We start from the raw sequence: 19,835 nt of genomic DNA on the forward strand, positions 1-19,835 counted from the left end.
AGGCGTGTGCAACGCCCGCCGTGGGGGAAAACCCCAAGGATTGACAACCGCTTGAAGCGTACACGGCGCGACAGACGCCGGACGCAGCTGACGACAAAGGAGGAGGAGCATGGGGCTCTGGCAGTGGATTGCGCGTCATGCCGCAGCGACGCCCGGCAAGGTCGCACTCCGCTTCGGCGGACAGGACCTGAACTATGCACAGTTCGCCGCGCGGATCGAGCGCTTCGCCGCGGCGCTCGACGCCACCGGCGGCGGGCACGGCAAGTGCGTCGCCTATCTCGGCTACAACCGCCCGGAGACGCTCGCCGCGCTGTTCGCCTGCGCCCGCCTGGGCGCCCTGTTCATGCCGATGAACTGGCGCCTGGCCGGCGCCGAGCACCGCCGCCTGCTCGAGGACTGCCCACCGGCGGTGCTGATCGCGGAAAGCCCGTTCGCCGAAGCGATCGACGACATCCGGCGAACGCTCCCCGATGCCACCCTGGTGGCGCTGGGCCCGCTACCCGCCGGCTGGATCGGGCTCGATTCCTTCCTCGCCCGGGCCGAAGGCCGCACGACGCCGCCGGCCGGCGATGACACCGCGGCGCCGCTGCTGATCTGCTACACCTCGGGGTCGACGGGCAAGCCCCGCGGCGTGCTGCTGAGCCAGGACGCCCTGATCTGGAACGCGGCCAACAGCATCGACCTGCACGGCCTGACCGCCAGTGACCGCGTCCTCGTCAACCTGCCCCTGTTCCACGTCGGCGGCCTCAACAACCAGACCACCCCGGCACTGTCGGTCGGCGCCACCGTGGTGCTGCATCCCAAGTTCGACGCCGACGCCACGTTCGATGCGATCGAGCGCGAGCGCATCACCCTCACCGTGCTCGTCCCCACCCAGATCGAGATGATGCTCGCCCACCCGCGCTGGAAAGATGCCGACCTCTCCAGCCTGCGCATGATCTCCACCGGCTCGACGATCGTCCCCGAGCGCCTAGTCCACGCCCTGCTCGAGCGCGGCATCCCGCTGGTGTCGATCTACGGCGCCACCGAAACCTGTCCGATCGCCGCCTGCCTGCGCCCCGAGGACGTCGCCCGCAAGCCCGCCTCCACCGGCCGCGCCGCGCGCTACACCCGCATCCGCCTCATCGACGGCGCCGGCCACGACGTTCCCGCGGGTGTGACCGGCGAGATCCTGGTCCAGGGCCCGAACGTCATGACCGGCTACTGGAACGACCCGCACGGCACGGCCGCCGCCTTCATCGACGGCTGGTTCCGCACCGGCGACATGGGCCACCAGGACGACGAAGGCTATCTCTACATCGACGGCCGCAAGAAGGACCTGATCATTTCCGGCGGCGAGAACATCTACCCCGCCGAAATCGAAGCGGTGCTCGCCGAAGCCCCGCAGATCGCCGAAGTCACCGTCGTCGGCCGCCCCCATCCGCGCTGGGGCGAGATCGTCGTCGCCGTCGTCGTCGTCGCCGAAGGCCACGAACTGGACGCGACGCAGGTCCTGCAGATTCTCGAAGGACGCATCGCCCGCTACAAGCTTCCCAAGGAGGTGGTGTTTACCGACCAGCTGCCGCGCACCGCCCTGGGCAAGATCCGCAAAGACGACGTGCGCCGGCTGGTCGCACGGCCGTCCCACCTGGAGCACATCCAATGACGCTGAAGATCGGGATCGACGTCGGCGGCACGTTCACGGACTTTGTCGTGATCCACGGCACGGCCGAGCCGGCGATATTCAAGACCTTGTCGACACCTGCGGATCCGTCGATCGCGGTCGTAAACGGCCTCGCCGAAATCGCCGCGAGCATGGACCCGCCGCTGACGCTGGAGGCGCTGGCCGCGCGCATCGACACCATCGTGCACGGCACCACGGTGACGACCAACGCCACCCTCACCGGCACTGGGGCGAAATGCGGCCTGCTCACCACCGCCGGCGTGCGCGACGCCCTCGAGATGCGCCGCGGCATCCGCGAGGAGCAGTACAACAACCGCTACACCAACGTCAAACCGCTGGTGCCGCGCTACCTGCGCCAGGGCATCGGTGGCCGCCTCGACCGCGACGGCAACGAAATCGCCCCCCTCGACGAGGCCGGACTGGACGCGGCGATCGCGCTGCTGGGCGACGAGAAGGTCGACGCGGTGGCGATCTGCTTCATGAACTCGTTCGCCAATCCGGCCCACGAACGTGCCGCCGCCGAGCGCGTGCGCCGTGCCCTGCCCGGCGCCCACCTGTCGGTGTCGACCGATCTGCTGCCTTCGATCCGCTTCTACGAGCGCCTCAGCACCACCGCGCTCAACGCCTACGTCGGCCCCAAGCTCAACCACTACCTCGACCAGCTCGTCGGCCGCCTCAAAGGCATCGGCTTCGGCGGCCTGCTGCTGATCATGCAGTCCAACGGCGGCGTCATCTCGCCCCAGCTCGCCCGCGAGCGCGCCGCCCTCACCCTGCTCTCCGGGCCGGCCGGCGGCCCCGGCGCCGGGCTGTTCTACGTGCGCCCCCACGGCCAGGACAAGTGCATCGTCACCGACATGGGCGGGACCAGCTTCGAGACCTCGATCGCGGTCGGCACGCCGATGCTCAAGAACGACGGCGAGATCGCCCGCTACAAGATCGCGCTGCCGATGCTCGACATCCATACCATCGGCGCCGGCGGCGGCTCGATCGGCTGGATCGACGAAGGCGGCCTGCTGCGCATGGGCCCGCAAAGCGCCGGCGCCGATCCGGGGCCGGCCTGCTACGGCCGCGGCGGCACCCTGCCCGCGACCACCGACGCCAACGTCGTGCTCGGCTACCTCGACCCCGAGTTCTTCGCCGGCGGCAAGATGAAGCTCGACCTCGACGCCGCGCGCCGCGCGATCGAGGAGCACATCGCCCGCCCGCTCGGACTGTCGATCGAGGACGCCGCCGCCGGCATGTACCGGGTGGCGTGCAACAGCATGGCGCAGGGGGTGCGCGAGGTCACCATCAAGCGCGGCTTCGATCCGCGCGAGTTCCCGCTCATTCCCGCCGGCGGCGCCGGCCCGATCCACTCCTGCCTGATCTGCGACGAGCTCGAGATCCCGCTCCAGATCGTGCCGCGCGAGTCGTCCGTGCTGTGCGCTTTCGGCATGCTGATGAGCGAGCTCAAGCACGACTTCGTGCGCACCTTCGTCTCCCGCCTCGACGCCGTCGACTGGGCACGCCTCAACGCCGCGATCGACGACATGGCCGCCGAGGGCGCCGCCCAGCTCGACGCCGAGCGCATCCCGCCAGCGCGCCGCCGCTTCGAGATCAAGTTCGACTGCCGCTACGTCAAGCAGTACCACGAAGTCTCGTTCGCGGTCGCGCGCGAACACCTCGAGCGCAACGACGTCGCCGCCATCGCCGCCGCCTTCCACGCCGAGCACAACCGGCTCTACGGCTACGAGCTCGCCCAGGAGCACACTCCGGTGGAAATCATCAACGTGCGCGTGCAGGCGATCGGCCTCACCGACAAGCCGCAGCCGCACGAGAAGACCTGGAGCGGCGAAGACGCCGGCCACGCGCGCAAAGGCGAACGCCCGGTGTACATCCCGGAGACCCGGCGCTTCGACACCGTGCCGGTCTACGACGGCCACCGCCTGCGTTTCGGCAACCGCATCACCGGCCCGGCGATGATCGAACAGGAGACGACGGCGATCTTCGTCAGCGCCGCCTACGACTGCGTCATCGACGCGCTCGGCTCCTTCGCGCTCTACCGCAAGGGCCGCGAAGATCTCGTCCAGTCCTGCATCCGCGAACAGAAGGAGGCCGTGGCATGAGCACCCCCGAACAGCGCGCCGCAATCGATCCGATCCTGCTCTCGGTCTATGCGCGGACCTTCAAGTCGATCACCGACGAGATGAGCATCTCGATGGAGCAGACCACCCGCTCGCCGATCCTGTGCGAGGCCAAGGACTACGTCACCGGCCTCTACGACGGCGACGGCAACATGCTCGAGCAGACCGAGAACCTGCCCATCCTCGCCTTCTCGCTGGCGCCGGTGTGCAAGTACATCAAGGACTACTTCGGCGACGACCTCCACCCCGGCGACGTCATCTTCCACAACGACGTCTTCAGCCTGGGCAACCAGAACAACGACGTCGCGGTGTTCAAGCCGATCTTCTTCGAGGGCCGGCTGGTGGCGTGGACCGCGGTCAAGGGCCACCAGGCCGACATCGGCGGCAACGTGCGCGGCGGCTACAACCCGAACGCGGTCGAGGTGTGGCAGGAGGCGCTGCGCATCCCGCCGGTCAAGGTGGTCGAGAAGGGCAAGCTCCGCAAGGACGTGTGGAACCTGATCTTCGCCAACATCCGGCTCGACATCGTGCAGCACGACATGAAGGCCGAGATGGGCGCATGCACGGTCGGCGAGCGCCGCCTGCTCGAGCTGCTCGGCAAGTACGGGGTGGCGAGCTACGAAGCGCACAAGGCGGCGCTGTTCGATGCCACCCGGCGGATGATGGAAGCGGAGATCGCCAAGATTCCCAACGGCCGCTATTCGGGAGAAGGCTACGTCTACTACGACGGCCGCCACGAAGGCAGCAAGTTCACCATCCGCGTCGACATCGAGGTCGCCGATCGCTCGATCCGCTTCGACTACTCGCGCACCGACCCGCAGACCAACGGCTTCGTCAACGGCACCTTCACTTCCAGCGCCTCGGCCACCATCCTCACCTTGCTGCAGATGGTCAATCCCGACATCCCGCACAACGAGGGCATGGTCCAGCCGATCGAGATCGTGATCCCCGAAGGCACCCTGCTCAACGCCTCCTATCCGAAAGCCACCACCTTCGGCAACCACCTCTGCCCGCCCAACGCCGACGCCATCCAGCGCGCACTCGCGCCGGTGATGCCCGATCGCGTCACCGCAGGCTGGAACAACCTGCTGTGCTCGCTCACCACCGGCATCGACCCGAAGAAGAACGAGGCCTACGTCGACATCGGCTTCATGGGCCTGAAGGGCGGCTCGGGGGCGATGCGCGGCACCGACGGCTACGACCACATCGGCATGATCGACGCCTCCGGCGGCGTGCTCGACCAGGACTACGAGATGTTCGAGCAGCAGACCCCGCACCGCCTGATCCGCCACGAACTGCTGACCGACTCGGCCGGCGCCGGCCAGTGGCGCGGCGGGCTCGGCGTGGAGACGATCTTCGAGATCGGCTCCGACGACACCCAGCTGGTGACTTTCGGCGACGGCGATTTCGAGCCCGCGTTCGGCCTCTTCGGCGGCGGCGAGGGCGGGCTCAACTTCATCCGCCTGCACTACCCCGACGGCACCGTCGTGGTGCCGAAGAACAAGGACCTGATCACCGGCGTGCCCAAGGGCACGATCTACCACCAGGTCGCCAGCGGCGGCGGCGGCTACGGCGACCCGAAGCGGCGCAGCCGCAAGGCGCTCGCCGAGGAGGTCCGCAACGGCGTGATCTCGGCCGCGGCCGCGCGCACCCTGTACGGCTATGAACCGGAGCAGGCGGCCTGACCATGGACTTCGACCTGAACGAAGAGCAGCAGGCCATCCGCGACACCTTCGCGCGCTTTTGCGACGCACGCATCGCCCCCCAGGCGGCCGCCCTTGACGAGGCCCGCGCCTATCCCCGCGCGCTGATGCGCGAACTGGCCACGCTCGGCTTTGTCGGCATGCGCTACCCGGAGGAGGCCGGCGGCAGCGGCCTCGGCCTCACCGAGTACTGCCTCGCCCTCACCGAGATCGCGCGCGGCTCGATGTCGCTCGCCGGGGCGGCGGCGATGCAGTCGCTGATGGGCACGAAGTTCCTCCACATGCTCGGCAGCCCCGACATCATCGAGCGCCTGTTCAAGCCCGCGCTCGCCGGCGACAAGATCGGCGCGATCTGCATGACCGAACCGGGCGCCGGTTCCGACCTGTCAGGCATCGCCACCCAGGCCCGCAAGGTCGACGGCGGCTACGTCCTCAACGGGCGCAAGACCTGGATCACCGCCGCCCCGGTGGCCGATTTCTTCACCGTGTTCGCGCGCGCCGGCGAGGAGAAAAAGCTCACCATCTTCCTCGTCGAGAAGGACTTCCCCGGCCTCGTCATTGGGCGCGCGATCCACAAGATGGGCGTGTGGGCGCTGCCGACCTCCGAGCTCGCCTTCGACGACTGCTTCGTGCCCGACAGCCACCGCCTGTCGAAGGAGGAAGGGGACGGCGAAGCCCACCTCAGGAAGACCCTCGCCGAGATCCGCATCCTCACCGGCGCGATGGCGCTCGGCTGCGCGCGCGCCGCGCTCGCCGAAGCGGTGCGCTACGCCGGCGAGCGCGTCCAGTTCGGCAAGCCGATCGACCGCTTCCAGGCCATCCAGCTCAAGCTCGCCGACATGGCGACCGGCCTCGAGGCCGCCACCCACCTCGTCCACTATGCCGCCTGGCTGCACGGCGCCGGCCGCCCCCACCACAAGGAGGCGGCGATGGCGAAGCTGTTCGCCACCGAGACCGCGGCCACCGTGTGCGACCAGGCCGCGCGCGTGTTCGCCTCCTACGGCTACGCGATGGAGTACCCGGTGCAGCGTTACCTGCGCGACATCCGCTTCACCCTGATCGGTGGCGGCACCAGCGAAATTCTCAAGCTCATCATTGCAAAGGAGGTCAGCGCATGAGCTCACCGACCCAGGCGATGCCGGCACGCCGGATCCGCGTCCTGCTCGCCAAGCCCGGCCTCGACGGCCACGACCAGGGCGCCAAGATCGTCGCCCGCGCGATGATGGACGCCGGCTTCGAAGTCATCTACACCGGCCTGCGCCAGACCCCGGAGGCGGTCGCCCGCATCGCCCTCGACGAGGACGTCGACGTCGTCGCGCTGTCGAGCATGGCCGGCTCGCACCTGCCCTTCTGCCGCAAGCTCAAGCCCCTGCTCGAAGCCGGCGGCCTCACCGACAAGCTGTGGATGATCGGCGGCAACCTGCCCGCCCAGGACCACGACGCCCTGCGCGAACTGGGCTTCGCAGGCATCTTTCCCACCGGCTCGCGGCTCGAGGCGGTGGTGTCCTACATCCGGGAGAACGCCCCATGAACGACCGCGCCCCAGTCGAACCGAAAGCCGTGTTCAACGAGTCCGGCCTCGAAGTGAAGCCGCTGTACACCCGGGCCGACGTCGACGCCAGCGGCGGCGAAGCGATGATCGGCGCCCCCGGCGAATACCCCTTCACCCGCGGCATCCACCGCCTGATGTACCGCAAGCAGCCGTGGACGATGCGCCAGTACGCCGGCTTCGGCAATCCGCGCGACACCAACCAGCGCTTCAAGTACCTGATCGCCAACGGCCAGACCGGGCTCAACGTCGCCTTCGACCTGCCCACCCAGATCGGCCTCGACTCGGACGACCCGCTCGCCGAAGGCGAGATCGGCCGCGTCGGCATGTCGATCGACACCTTGCGCGACTTCGAGCTCGCCTTCGACGGCATCGACCTCGACAAGATCACCGTGTCGATGACGATCAACGGCGCCGCGGCGATCGCGATCGCGATGTACCTGGCAATGGCGGAAAAGCGCGGTTACGACGTCACCAAACTGCGCGGCACCGCGCAGAACGACATCCTCAAGGAATTCATCGGCCGCGGCACCTGGATCTTCCCGGTCGAGCCCTCGATCCGGCTGGTCGGCGACACCATCGAGTACTGTGCCCGCCACGCTCCCAAGTACAGCCCGGTGTCGGTCTGCGGCTATCACATCCGCGAATCGGGCGCGACTCCGGCGCAGGAGATGGCCTACGCGTTCTGCATCGCCCGCGCCTACGCCGACGAGGCGATCCGGCGCGGCCTCCACGTCGACGAGTTCGCCGGCCGCCTGTCCTACAACTTCAACATCTTCGGCAACCTCTTCGAGCAGGTGGCGAAATTCCGCGCCGGGCGCAGCCTGTGGGCCAAGATCATGAAGGAGGAATACAAGGCGGAAAGCCCGGGCTCGATGTGGCTGCGCATGATCGCCGCCGGCGGCGGTGGCGGGCTGACCTTCGAGCAGCCCGAGCTGAACATCGTGCGCGGCGCCTACTACGCCCTGATCAGCGCCCTGTCGGGCACCCAGACGATGGCGCTGTGCTCCTACGACGAGGCCTACACCATTCCTACCGAGTATTCGGCACGGATCTCGCTGCGCACCATGCAGATCCTGATCGAGGAGATGGGGCTGACCGAGACCGTCGACCCGCTCGGCGGCTCCTGGTACGTCGAGACGATGACCAACCAGATGCGCGCGAAGATGGAGGAAATCATCGCCGAGACCGATGCCGAAGGCGGCATCGTCAAGCTGATCTCGGAAGGGGCGATCCAGGCCAAGGTCTCCGCCCAGGCCTACCGGATGCAGCAGAACATCGAGTCGGGCGCCTTCCCCAAGGTCGGCGTCAACTGCTACCGCAACGAGCACGAGGACGAGCACCCGGTCGAATTCCACCCCTACAACGAAGACGACGCCCGCGCCCAGATCGCCAGCCTGGCCCAGGTCCGCACCGAGCGCGACGCCGACGCGGTGGCGCGCGCGCTCGCCCGCGTCGGCGCCGATGCCCGCGACGGCGCCAACGTGATGCCGGCGATCGTCGACGCGGTCAAGGCCTATGCCAGCGTCGGCGAGATCACCCGCGAGCTGGTGAAGGTCTTCGGCCGCTACCAGGAACCGATCCGCTTCTGAGGAAACCGCATGAACACCATCGAACGCTATCTCGCGCCGACCTGTCTGGAAGAGGCTCTCGACTGCCTCCACCGGCATGACGGCGTCACCATCCTCGCCGGCGGCACCGACCTGATGCCGCAGAGCCGGGCCGGACGCATCCGCATCCAGCCCACCCTGCTCAACATCCGCCGCATTCCCGAACTGCAGGGCATCACCGTCGAGGACGGCGCAATCCGCATCGGCGCCCTGACCACCGTCACCGAACTGCTCGCCAGCGAGCTGGTGCGCACCCGCCTGCCGGCGCTCGCCGAGGCCTGCAACCATTTCGCCAGCGACCAGATCCGCAACGCGGCCACGATCGGCGGCAACATCAGCAACGCCTCGCCGGCCGGCGACACTCTGGTGCCGCTGCTCGCCCTCGACGCCGAAGTCGAGCTCGCGGCCAAGCCCAACGGCCACATCGCCCGCCGCCGGCTGCCGATCGCCGACTACTTCACCGGCCCCGGCCGGACCCGGCGCGAGCCTCACGAACTGCTCGCCGGCGTGCGCATCCCGCTCCCCGCACCGGGCCGGGTGGCGCACTTCTTCAAGTTCGGCACCCGCCCCGCGCTCGACATCTCGACGATCTCGATCGCGATCGCCGGCACCCTCATCGACGGCGCCCTCGGCGACGTGCGCATCGCCTTCGGTGCGGTCGCCCCCACCCCGGTCCGCGCCCGCCGCACCGAAGCCGTGCTCGAAGGCCGCCCCCTGAACCCGGCGACGATCGCGGGCGCCGCCGCCGTGGCGCGCGACGAAGTCGACCCGATCGACGACGTCCGCGCCAGCGCCTGGTACCGCAAGGAACTGATCCACAACATGACCAAGAGGATGCTCGACCATGTCGCTCAAGCATGACATCGAATTCACCCTGAACGGCGTCCGGCGGCGGGTCACCGTGCCGGTCGACATGAGCGCGCTGGAAATGCTGCGCAACGTCCTCGGCCTCACCGGCACCAAGTACGGCTGCGGCGAAGGCGAGTGCGGCGCGTGCACGATCCGGGTCGACGGCACGACGATGAACGCCTGCCTGATGTTCGCCGCCGACTGCGACGGGCGCGAGCTGGTGACCATCGAAGGGCTGGCCGGCGAGCAGCGCAGCGAGGCCCTGCGCGCCGCCTTCGTCGAGCACGGTGCGGTACAGTGCGGCTTCTGCACGCCGGGAATGGTGATGCAGGCGAGCCACGTCCTCGACGCCCACCCGGACGCCGACGAGGCCACGATCAAGCGCGGCATCGAAGGCAACCTGTGCCGCTGCACCGGCTACCGCAAGATCGTCGACGCGATCTCGGCCACGACCACGTCGTGCTGTGGCGGCCACTGAGGGGAGGCGAACGATGAACATCGCAGCACATCCGCAGCAGATCGAGCGCGACACCCTGATCGGCAAGCGCATCCAGAAGAAGGACGCGCCCGAAAAGGCGAGCGGCAAGACGCGCTACCTCCACGACCTCAACCTGCCCGGCCAGCTCTACGCCAGGATCCTGCGCTCGGCCCGCGTCCATGCCCGCATCCTGAGCATCGACACCTCCGCGGCGCGCGCCCTGCCCGGGGTGCACGCGGTGATCACCGCCGCCGACGTTCCCGACCAGCGCCCGATCGGCGTCGCCCGCGACCATCTGCCGCTGAAGGGCGACCGGGTGCGCAGCCAGCGCGACGAGATCGCCGCGGTCGCCGCCGACAGCGAGGAGATCGCCGAGCAGGCGCTGCGCCTGATCCGGGTCGAATACGAAGACCTGCCGGTGCTCGCCGATCCCGCCGCCGCGGTCGCCCCCGGCGCGGTGCAGATCCACCCGCCGCGGCTCGCCGCCGACGGCAGCGTCCTCGAGCCCGGCCGCGCGGGCAACGTCGCGATGCGCTTCGACTACGGCCACGGCGACACCGCCGAGGGCGAGGCCGAATCGGACGTGATCCTCGAGGACACCTTCAGCCTGCACTACGTCACCCACTGCTGCCTGGGGGTGTCGGGGATCATCGCCGAGTTCGACGCCTCGGGTAACCTGCTGATGTACTCCAACACCCAGGTGCCGTTCCTGCACAAGCGCGAGTTCGCCGAGTACCTGAACATGGACCCGGCGCGCATCCGCATCATCCAGCCGCCGATCGGCGGCGGCTTCGGCTCCAAGCTCGACGTCTATCCGTTCGAAGTCATCTGCGTCTTCCTCGCCCGCGCTGCCGGGCGCCCGGTGAAGCTGGTGTTCAGCCGCGAGGAAGAGTTCCTCGCCTCGCCCACCCGCCAGCCGGTGCTGCTCACCCTGCGCTCGGGCTGCAAAAAGGACGGCACCCTGACCTTCCGCCAGGTCCACACCCTGCACGACAACGGCGCCTACACCTCGTGGGGGGCGACCACGCCGTTCGTCATGATGCAGACCTTCTCCTCGCTGTACCGGGTACCGCACTGCGACTACCACACCACCGCGGTGTACACCAACAACCCCTACGCCGGGTCGTTCCGCGGCTACGGCAACCTGCAGGCGACCTTCGCCATCGAGCAGCACATGGACATGCTCGCCGAGGCGATCGGCATGGACCCGCTCGCATTCCGGCTGCAGAACGCGCAGGAGGCGGGCGAGGTCACCGGCCAGGGCATGGTATTCAAGAGCTGCGGCTTCAAGGACTGCCTCACCACCGCCGCCGCACGCAGCGACTACCTGCACAAGCACCGCGACAACCTCGCCGCGCGCGACGCCCCCGGCCCGCTCAAGCGCGGCATCGGCATCGCCTCGATGCTGCACGTCGGCGGCGGCGCCAAGATCTACCCTTCGGACGGCTGCGGCACCATCCTCAAGCTCGACGATTTCGCCAACGTCACCCTCATCACCGGCGCCTCCGAGATCGGCCAGGGCTCGGAAACGGTGCTCTCCCAGCTCGTCTGCGAGGAACTCGGCCTGCCCATCGCCGCGGTCACCGTGGTCAACAACGACACCGCGATCACGCCCTGGGACGTCGGCGTCCACGCCAGCCGCACCACCTTCATCGCCGGCAACTCGGCGATCGGCGCCGCCCGCAAGGCGAAGGCTAAGATCCTCGCCGCCGCGGCGCAGAAGTTCGGCTGTGCGGCCGAGGAGCTCGACCTCTACGGCGGCCACATCGTGCGCAACGACAGCGGCGAGGCCGTGGTCGAGCTCGCCCGCTTCATCCGCGGCCTGCACTTTTCTGAGCGCGCCGAGCTGATCATGACCACCCACTACTACGAGCCCCCCAGCGTGCACCAGGACAAGGGCTACAAGGGCGACGTCTCCGCCGCCTACGCGTGGGCGACCCAGGTCGTCGAAGTCGAGGTCGACACCGACACCGGCATCGTCAGGATGACCAAAGTCACCGGCGCGCACGACGTCGGCCGGGTGCTGAACCGGCTCGGCATCGAGGGCCAGATCGAGGGCGGCGTGGTGATGGGCCAGGGCTACGCGCTCACCGAGAACCTGATGATCGAAAACGGCGTCATGCGCAACCCGAACTTCCGCGACTACAAGCTGGTGACCGCGCCGGAAATTCCCGAGATGGACATTTCCTTCATCGAGTCGATGGACGGCGAAGGCCCGCAGGGTGCGAAGGGGGTCGGCGAGGCGCCCTCGATCTGCATCGCCGCGGCCGCCGCCAACGCGATCTACAACGCCACCGGCACCCGCCTCTTCGCCCTGCCGTTCACGCCCGAGGCCGTGTATGCCGCGCTCCATGGCCGCGCCGGGAAACCGTACTGGAAACCGTGGAAGCCGGCATGAAGAAACGCACCATCCTCTCCATGGAGCAGGCGCTGTCGATGCCCTACGCCACGCTGCGCTTCGCCCAGCTCGGCTGGCGGGTGATCCGCATCGAATCGACCCCGGCCGGCGACGGCCTGCCGGGCGACCCGAACCGCTACATCGGCGGCAAGGTGCTCGACGACGACCGCCGCAGCTACTTCATCGCCCCCAACGTCGGCAAGGAAGCGATCGCCCTCAACCTCAAGGACCCGCAGGGCCAGGCCCTGCTGCGCCGGATCATCCAGGCCCTCGACGTGGACGTGTTCTGCTGCAACACCGTGCCGCGGCGCTATGCCCAGCTGGGCATCGACTACGACAGCTTGCGCGCGGCCAAGCCCGACCTGATCTGGGCCGGGATTTCGGCGCTGGGGCCAGACTACCCGGACGCCCCCGGCTACGACCCGGTGCTGCAGGCGATGGCCGGCTACATGGAACTGACCGGCGACGCCGCCGGGCCGCCGACGCTGGCCGGTGTGCCGCTGATCGACCTCAAGGCGGGCGACGAGGTCTACGCCAACGTGATGCTGGCGCTGCTCGAGCGTGCCGAGAGCGGACAGGGCCGGCGCATCGACGTGTCGATGCTGCAGGCCGCGACTTCCTGGCTGATCACGACCCTGCCCCTGCTCGACTTCGACTGCGACCCGGGGGAAATCACCCGCTGCGGCAACGAGCACCGCAAGTTCATTCCGACCAACGTCTATCCCACCGCCGACGGCTTCATCTACGTTGCGATCGGCAGCGACGTGCAGTGGAAGCGGCTCACCGAGCTGTCCCGCTTCGCCTCGATCGCCACGCCGGGGCGCGCCACCAACGAGGGCCGCCACCGCGAGCGCGAGGCCATCCACCGCGACCTCGCGGCGGTGACCCAGCGCTACCCCACCACCGAACTGACCGCCGATTTCCGCACCGCCACCATTCCGCACGCGCCCATCCACGACATCCCCGCGGTACGCGACATGGAAGCGGTGCACCGGCGCCTGACCACCACCACCTTCCCCGACGGGCGGACGATCCACATGCAGCCGATGGCGGTGGACCTGCCCGAAGCGCGGACGGCGCTGAACCCGCCGCCGCGCTACGGCCAGGACACGCTGCGCGTCCTGCGCGAGGCCGGGGTGGAGGACGCGGTCTGCGAAACCTTGCGCGCCCAGGGCGTGATCGCCTGACCCGGCGCCGGCACCGAGCAGCACAGCAACACCATCAGCATCCTGACCAAAGGAGGAGAGCAATGATGAAAACAGGCAAGTTTCTGCTCGCGCTCGCAGGCGCGGCGCTGTTCGCCGCGATGCCGGTGCAGGCGCAGGTAAAGATCGGTGTGATCGGTTCCGCGACCGGACCGACCGCCTTCGTCGGCATTCCACAACGCAACACCATTCCGCTGCTCCCCGACAAGGTCGGCGACACCCGCATCGAATACATCTTCCTCGACGACGGCAGCGATCCGACCGCCAGCGTCAAGGCCGCCCAGCAGCTGATCAGCGAGAAACACGTCGACGCCCTGATCGGGCCTTCCGGTTCGCCCAACGCGATGGGCGTGCTGTCGTTCATGGCCGAAGCCGAAACGCCGATGCTGGCCCCGGTGGGCACCGCCGCGGTGGTGCTGCCGATGGACGACAAGAAGCGCTGGGTGTTCAAGACCCACCCCAACGACGGCGTGATCGCGCGCCGGCTGATCGCGGCGATGCAGGCGCGCAAGGTCGGCACGGTGGGCTTCATCGGCCTCAACGACCCCTACGGCGAGAACTGGTACAACACCTTCGCCGAGCAGGCGCAGGCGGCCAACATCCGCATCGTCGCCAGCGAGCGCTACGGCCGCCAGGACACCAGCGTCACCGGCCAGGTCGCCAAGCTGATCGCCGCCCGCCCCGACGTCGTGCTCGTCGCCGGAATCGCCGCCGCGGCGGCGCTGCCCCACCTCCAGCTGATCGAGGCCGGCTTCAAGGGCGAGATCTACCACACCCACGGCTCGGCTTCGGGCGCCTTCATCCAGATCGGCGGCAAGGCGGTCGAAGGCGCGCTGGTCGTCGGCCCGATGCTGCTCGTCATCGACGAGATCGCCGACGACGTGCCGACGCGCGCCCTCGCCCACGAGTACGTCAGCCGCTACGAGAAGATGCACCAGCAGCGCCCGCCGATCTTCGGCGCCGGCGTCTATGACGCGGGCCTGCTGCTGGCGAACGCCCTGCCGCAGGCGCTCGAACGCGCGCAGCCGGGCACCCGGGAGTTCCGCGGCGCGCTGCGCGACGCTCTCGAGCGCACCTCCGGAATGCGCGCTTCGCAAGGGGTGATCGACATGAGCGCGGCCGACCACTCCGGCTTCGACGACCGCGGCCAGGTGCTGATGACGGTGCGCGACAAGCGTTTCGTCCTCGTCCGCGACTAAACTGTCGCCCCGCCGGCCGGGAGCCCGATCCACGCTTCCGGCCGGCGCATCCCGCCTGCCGCGATCGACCGTGCACTTCGACGATGCCACGACACCAGACCCCCTTGTTCTCCGCCGCCCTCTGGGCGAGCCCCTTCCGCCCCTTCTTCCTCCTCGCCCTCGCCTACGGCCCGCTGCTGATCGCCGCCTGGCTCGCCACCCTGCACGGCCTGTGGCCGCCCACCACGCTGCCGGCCGGGCTGTGGCACGGCCACGAGATGATCTTCGGCTTCGCGATGGCGGTGATCGTCGGCATCGCCCTCACCGCCCTGCCGGGCTGGGCCGGCACGCCCGAGATCCACGGCCGCCGGCTGGCGGTGCTGGTCGTCCTCTGGCTCGCCGGGCGGGCCGCCTTCCACCTCGCTCCGTACCTCCCCGCACACCTCCCCGCGGTCATCGACAACCTGCTGCTGCCGGTGCTGATCGCCTTCCTCGCGCCCCAGCTGCTGCGCGCGGCAAACCCTCTTTACCTGCTCCTGCTGCCCATCCTGGCAGCGCTGTGGGCGGCCAACATCGCCTTCTACGCCGCCCACTCCGGCGCCGACCCCGGGCGCGCGGCGAGCGCGCTGCACGCCGCGCTCTACGCGATCATCGTGCTCTTCGTCCTCAAGGGCGGAGTCCTGACCCAGGTGTTCACCGGCAACGCGCTGCGCGCCCGCGGCCGCGGCACCCAGGCAAGCTTCCGGCGCGGGCTGGAAACCGTCGCCACCGCCGCCGTCGTCACCCTCGCGATCGCCGACCTCGGCGGTGCCCCGCGCGCGCTCAGCGGCGGGCTGGCGCTCTTCTGCGCCCTCGTCCACACCTGGCGCACGGCGCGCTGGCAAGGCTGGCGGGTGATCGACGACCCGCTGGTGGCGCTGATGCAGTTCGGCTTCCTGTGGCTGATCCTCGCCTTCGCGCTGAAGGCGGCGGCCGATCTCGGCGGGATCGTTCCCGCCAACACCTGGATCCATGCGTTTACCGTCGGCGCGCTGGGGATGATGATGCTGAGCCTGATCACCCGCGTCGGGCTGCGCCACACCGGCCGTCCGCTGGCCCTGCCCGCCAGCCTGCGGGCCGCCGCGCTGCTGATGCTGGCGGCCGCGCTGCTGCGCCAGGCCATCGAGGTGGCCGGCCTCGGTCTGCGTCCGGTCACGCTCGCCGCCCTGCTGTGGGGGGCCGCCATCCTCGTGCCCTTGTGCCGTTTCGGGCCGCTGCTGCTGCGCCCCAGCCTGCCGCGGGCAGCGCCGCGCGGCGACCCGGCGGCGGCGCGCCCGCCCTCCGGAGGCTAGGCGCCCTGCACCACCGCCAAGTCGGCCGGACGGTCGACGTCGATGAAGATCGCCTCGTCGTCGACCGCGACGCGGACGACCCGCTCCGGGTGGCGTTCGAGCAGCCCGCGCGCGCCCTGGTCGCCCGTCAGCGCGCACATCTCGGCGAAGAAGGCGCGCGGCCACAGCACCGGGTTGCCGCGCCGGCCCTGGTGTTCGGGAACGATGATGGCCGGCTGCGCCGGATCGAACGCCTCGATCAGGCGGTCCACGTGTGCGGCGGTGATGCGCGGCATGTCGCCGAGGAGCACGACCACGGCGTCGATCTCGTCGGCAAGGGCCGTGATACCGACCCGCAGCGAGCCCGACATGCCCTGCGCGGGATCGGGGTTGCGGGCAAAGCCGGCGCCGCTGCCGGCGAGCGCCGCCTCGACCGCCCCGGCCTCGTGGCCGAGCACGACGGTGACCGAAGTGGCCCGCGAAGCGCGCGCGGCCATCACCGCGCGCAGCGCCATCGGCACGCCGTCGACCGGCAGCAGCAGCTTGTTCTCCGCCCCCATCCGCGTCGACCGCCCGGCGGCGAGTACCAGCGCCGCCACCCGGGGGCCTTCCGCGGCGGGGCTCTCCGCTGCCGGAGCACCCGCCGGCTCATCGGCGTCGTGCTCGTCACCGGCCGCAGCGGCATCGGTTTCATCCAGCGGCGCCCCCGCAGCCAGAATCGGATTACGGATCAAGCCGCCGACCCCCATCCGCACGATCTGCTCGCGCCCCACCGGCAGCCCGGCGAGCAGGCGCTGCAACACCCAGTCGAGGCCGTTCAGGCGCCGGGAGCGCCCGCAGCCGGGGAGCAGGATCACCGGCACGTCTTCGATGCGGCCGAGCACGAGCATGTTGCCCGGCTCGGTCGGCATGCCGAAATGCTCGACCGTGCCGCCGGCCGCAACCAGCGCCGCAGGGGCGATGTCGCGCCGGTCCTTGGCGATCGTCGCCCCCGACACCAGCACCAGGTCGCATCCGGCGGCACGCGCCTGGCGCAGCATCGCCTCGATCGCGCCGTGTTCGTGCGCGCAGCGCAGCACCAGCGCCAGCCGGGCGCCGATCACCGCGAGCCGGTGGCGGGTGGCGGCAAGCGTGGTTTCGAGGATGTTGTCGCTCATGCCCGGGTGCGCGCTCATGATCAGCGCCGCCCGGCAGGAGCGGAAGGGCGCGAGCTTCAGAGGAGGCGCTGCTGCTGCGCTCAGCGGAGGCGCTGCTGTCGCACTCAGCGTGCTCGCTGCGGCCGCAGCCAGCGGGCCCGCGGCGGCGACGATCTGGCGGCAGGCTTCGATCGACGCGCGCCGCACGCCGAAGGGAATGATCTTGACCGTCGCCACCACCTGGCCGGAGCGCACCGCCGTGTGCTGCGGCAAGGTGGCCACGGTGATGCCTTCGTCGACGCTGTTGAGGCGGTCCACGAGGGCCGGCTCGACCACCACCAGGGCGCGCGCGGCGGCATGCAGGTTGCATCGTCCGGTCGGCGTCGAGCGGGCCTCGAGCAAAGGATCGGCGGCGACGAGCAGGGCGGCGATCTCGGCCGCGGCGCGGACCTCATCGACCTCGTCCGCTTCGAGGCGGGCACCGCTGACCTTCGCCACGCCCGCGGCAGCGAGGATCGCGAGATCCGCGGCATCGAGCCGGCGCCCCTTCTTGAAACGCCTTGCCGGCGTTCTCAGCGAGTGGGCGAGCAGCACGCCTTCGGCTTCGGCGAGGGGGAATTCGTCGAAGATCATTGCGTCGATGCCTTCTGCGCCTCCTGGCGCGGTGGCCGGGTCGGATCGCTCGCCGCTTCGCCGCGATAGCGGCACAGCAGGATCTGGGCGAGGATGGAGACGGCGATTTCCGCCGGCGCCCGCCCGCCCAGATCGAGACCGATCGGGGCGTGGATGCGTCCCAGGCGGTCGCCGAGGCCGGCCGCGGTGAGGCGCTCGACGCGCTTGGCGTGGGTGCGGGTGCTGCCCAGCGCGCCGATGTAGAAGGCGTCGCTGGCGAGCGCAGCGATCAGCGCCGGATCGTCGAGCTTGGCGTCGTGCGACAGGGTCACCACCGCGGTCCGGGGATCGAGGCCGAGGGCGCGCAGCGCCTCGTCCGGCCAGTCGTGGACCATGCGCACGCCGGGCACGCGCTTTTCGGTGGCGAACGCCCGCCGCGGATCCACCACCACGACCTCGAAGCCGGCGGTCGCGGCCATCGGCGCCAGCGCCTGGGCGATATGCACCGCGCCGACGATCACCAGCCGCGGCTGCGACACGTGGCTGCGCACGAACACGTCGTCCTCGTCGTGGCGCAGCATGGCGCTGCGCCCCGCGCGCAGGAGCTGCCCGACCTCATCGAGCAGGGGGCCGGCGAGCGCCAGCTCACCAACCACCCCCATGCTGCCGACCAGGGCCTGGGCGCCGTCGGCGATCCGCGTGACCACGGCAACCGGGCGCTGGGCCCGACGCTCGACCAGCAGCGCTTCGAACAGCTTCGTCTTCATCCGATCCGCTCCACATAAACCTGAATCCGCCCGCCGCAGGCCAGGCCGACTTCCCATGCCTGCTCGTCGCTAACGCCGAATTCGAGCAGGCGCGGCTCACCGCTGGCGATCACGCGCTGCGCTTCGTCGATGACGGCGGCCTCGATGCAGCCGCCCGACACCGAACCGATGAACTCGCAGCGCTCATCGGCGGCCAGATGGCTGCCTTCCGGGCGCGGCGACGAACCCCAGGTGCGCACCACCGTCGCCAGCGCCACACCCCGGCCCTGCGCCCGCCAGTCCGCGACCTGGGCGAACAAGGCTTCGTCGCTGGCCGGCGGCGCCGCCCGCGATCCGCCGCCTGCGGCATCCGCGGCCGCCGCCGGAACGACCCGCCGCCGCCCGACTCCGGCGCTGCGGGCGTGGCGCTCGACCAGGTCGGCCAGCGCCGCCACGCCCTGCCCCGCACTCGCCACCGTCGGCACGAGTTCCACCGTCCACCCGTCGACGCTGCGCAGCACGCCGCTCGCCTGCAGGTCGTGCACGGTGCGCGCGGCCTGGGGCAGATCGGCCTTGTTCACCACGAGGATGTCGGCGATCTCGAGAATGCCGGCCTTGGCCGCCTGCACCTCGTCACCGAGGCTGGGGGCGCAGACCACCACCCGGCAGTCGGCCAGGTGGCGGATATCGACTTCGGACTGGCCCACGCCCACGGTCTCGACGACGATCACGTCGAAACCGGCGGCATCGAAGACATCGACCATGCGCTCGGCGGCACGCGCCAACCCGCCGAGCGCTCCCCTGGAAGCCAGCGAACGGATGAACACCTGCTCGTCCTCGCCATGCTCACCCATCCGCACCCGGTCGCCGAGCAGCGCACCGCCGCTGACCGGGCTCGAAGGATCGATGGCGAGCACCGCCACCCGCTGCCCGCGCCGGCGCAGTTCGGCCAGCAGCGCATTGATCAGGGTGGATTTTCCCGCCCCGGGGGCGCCGGTGATGCCGAGCACCTGGGCCCGGCCGAGCCAGGGCGCGAGCTGCTCGAGCAGCGGGACGAGCGCCTCGTCGGCGTTTTCGACCTGGGTCAGCAAGCGCGCGAGCACGGTACGCGACCCTGCCCGCAACGCGGATAAATCGGGAATGCTGGAGCGCATGCGCGGACGACCTCCCTGTTCAGGTATCCATGATACCGTATACAAAATACCTTCCACGCCATCGAAAAGATGCCGCGAGCGGAAGGATGGAAGAGTAATACACCTGAGCCCCGCCACGCCC

Annotated in this window: 15 protein-coding genes; 12 read left to right on the top strand and 3 right to left on the bottom strand. The window is 69.8% G+C overall.

Annotated elements, in window-relative coordinates; all coding sequences use genetic code 11:
- The first annotated feature begins 109 nt into the window (after window positions 1-109).
- The 12 genes from Tharo_RS12885 to Tharo_RS12940 all read left to right on the top strand — a co-directional run bounded on the left by Tharo_RS12885 (window position 110) and on the right by Tharo_RS12940 (window position 16,087).
- On the top strand, window positions 110-1,645 hold the full coding sequence (locus Tharo_RS12885) for an acyl-CoA synthetase (protein ID WP_107221563.1): 1,536 nt from the start codon (window positions 110-112) through the stop codon (window positions 1,643-1,645).
- Complete coding sequence (locus Tharo_RS12890) at window positions 1,642-3,768, top strand: hydantoinase/oxoprolinase family protein (RefSeq protein ID WP_107221564.1); 2,127 nt, start codon at window positions 1,642-1,644, stop codon at window positions 3,766-3,768. The genes Tharo_RS12885 and Tharo_RS12890 overlap by 4 nt, the downstream gene beginning before the upstream one ends.
- Window positions 3,765-5,471, top strand: coding sequence for a hydantoinase B/oxoprolinase family protein (locus tag Tharo_RS12895; RefSeq protein ID WP_107221565.1), 1,707 nt, complete (start codon window positions 3,765-3,767; stop codon window positions 5,469-5,471). The genes Tharo_RS12890 and Tharo_RS12895 overlap by 4 nt, the downstream gene beginning before the upstream one ends.
- A 2-nt stretch (window positions 5,472-5,473) precedes the next feature.
- On the top strand, window positions 5,474-6,607 hold the full coding sequence (gene iaaF, locus Tharo_RS12900; protein WP_107221566.1) for a benzylmalonyl-CoA dehydrogenase: 1,134 nt from the start codon (window positions 5,474-5,476) through the stop codon (window positions 6,605-6,607).
- A complete protein-coding gene (locus tag Tharo_RS12905) occupies window positions 6,604-7,020 on the top strand; it encodes a cobalamin B12-binding domain-containing protein (protein ID WP_245880898.1) in 417 nt (138 codons plus the stop codon). The genes iaaF and Tharo_RS12905 overlap by 4 nt, the downstream gene beginning before the upstream one ends.
- Complete coding sequence (locus Tharo_RS12910; RefSeq protein ID WP_107221567.1) at window positions 7,017-8,630, top strand: acyl-CoA mutase large subunit family protein; 1,614 nt, start codon at window positions 7,017-7,019, stop codon at window positions 8,628-8,630. The genes Tharo_RS12905 and Tharo_RS12910 overlap by 4 nt, the downstream gene beginning before the upstream one ends.
- A 9-nt stretch (window positions 8,631-8,639) precedes the next feature.
- Complete coding sequence (locus Tharo_RS12915; protein ID WP_107221568.1) at window positions 8,640-9,509, top strand: FAD binding domain-containing protein; 870 nt, start codon at window positions 8,640-8,642, stop codon at window positions 9,507-9,509.
- Window positions 9,493-9,975: a (2Fe-2S)-binding protein gene (locus tag Tharo_RS12920; RefSeq protein WP_075148185.1), complete on the top strand. Its 483-nt coding sequence runs from the start codon at window positions 9,493-9,495 to the stop codon at window positions 9,973-9,975. Before Tharo_RS12915 ends, Tharo_RS12920 begins: the two co-directional genes overlap by 17 nt.
- A 13-nt stretch (window positions 9,976-9,988) precedes the next feature.
- On the top strand, window positions 9,989-12,373 hold the full coding sequence (locus tag Tharo_RS12925; RefSeq protein ID WP_107221569.1) for a xanthine dehydrogenase family protein molybdopterin-binding subunit: 2,385 nt from the start codon (window positions 9,989-9,991) through the stop codon (window positions 12,371-12,373).
- Window positions 12,370-13,560, top strand: coding sequence for a CaiB/BaiF CoA transferase family protein (locus Tharo_RS12930; protein WP_107222426.1), 1,191 nt, complete (start codon window positions 12,370-12,372; stop codon window positions 13,558-13,560). Before Tharo_RS12925 ends, Tharo_RS12930 begins: the two co-directional genes overlap by 4 nt.
- 65 nt (window positions 13,561-13,625) lie before the next feature.
- On the top strand, window positions 13,626-14,777 hold the full coding sequence (locus Tharo_RS12935; RefSeq protein WP_107222427.1) for an ABC transporter substrate-binding protein: 1,152 nt from the start codon (window positions 13,626-13,628) through the stop codon (window positions 14,775-14,777).
- An 83-nt stretch (window positions 14,778-14,860) separates the two neighbouring features.
- Window positions 14,861-16,087, top strand: a complete 1,227-nt coding sequence (locus tag Tharo_RS12940; RefSeq protein WP_107221570.1) for an NnrS family protein — start codon at window positions 14,861-14,863, stop codon at window positions 16,085-16,087.
- Here Tharo_RS12940 and Tharo_RS12945 read toward each other — a convergent pair.
- From Tharo_RS12945 to meaB, 3 genes are read right to left on the bottom strand one after another with little or no spacing between them, the layout of a single operon-like run.
- Window positions 16,084-17,835, bottom strand: coding sequence for an NTP transferase domain-containing protein (locus tag Tharo_RS12945; RefSeq protein ID WP_107221571.1), 1,752 nt, complete (start codon window positions 17,833-17,835; stop codon window positions 16,084-16,086). The two genes, Tharo_RS12940 and Tharo_RS12945, sit on opposite strands and share 4 nt — an antisense overlap.
- A complete protein-coding gene (locus tag Tharo_RS12950; RefSeq protein ID WP_107221572.1) occupies window positions 17,832-18,581 on the bottom strand; it encodes an XdhC family protein in 750 nt (249 codons plus the stop codon). The genes Tharo_RS12945 and Tharo_RS12950 overlap by 4 nt, the downstream gene beginning before the upstream one ends.
- Window positions 18,578-19,714, bottom strand: a complete 1,137-nt coding sequence (gene meaB / locus Tharo_RS17765) for a methylmalonyl Co-A mutase-associated GTPase MeaB (RefSeq protein WP_107221573.1) — start codon at window positions 19,712-19,714, stop codon at window positions 18,578-18,580. Before meaB ends, Tharo_RS12950 begins: the two co-directional genes overlap by 4 nt.
- Between the last annotated feature and the right edge of the window lie 121 nt (window positions 19,715-19,835).

The sequence above is a fragment of the Thauera aromatica K172 genome (assembly GCF_003030465.1).
Lineage (GTDB): Bacteria > Pseudomonadota > Gammaproteobacteria > Burkholderiales > Rhodocyclaceae > Thauera > Thauera aromatica.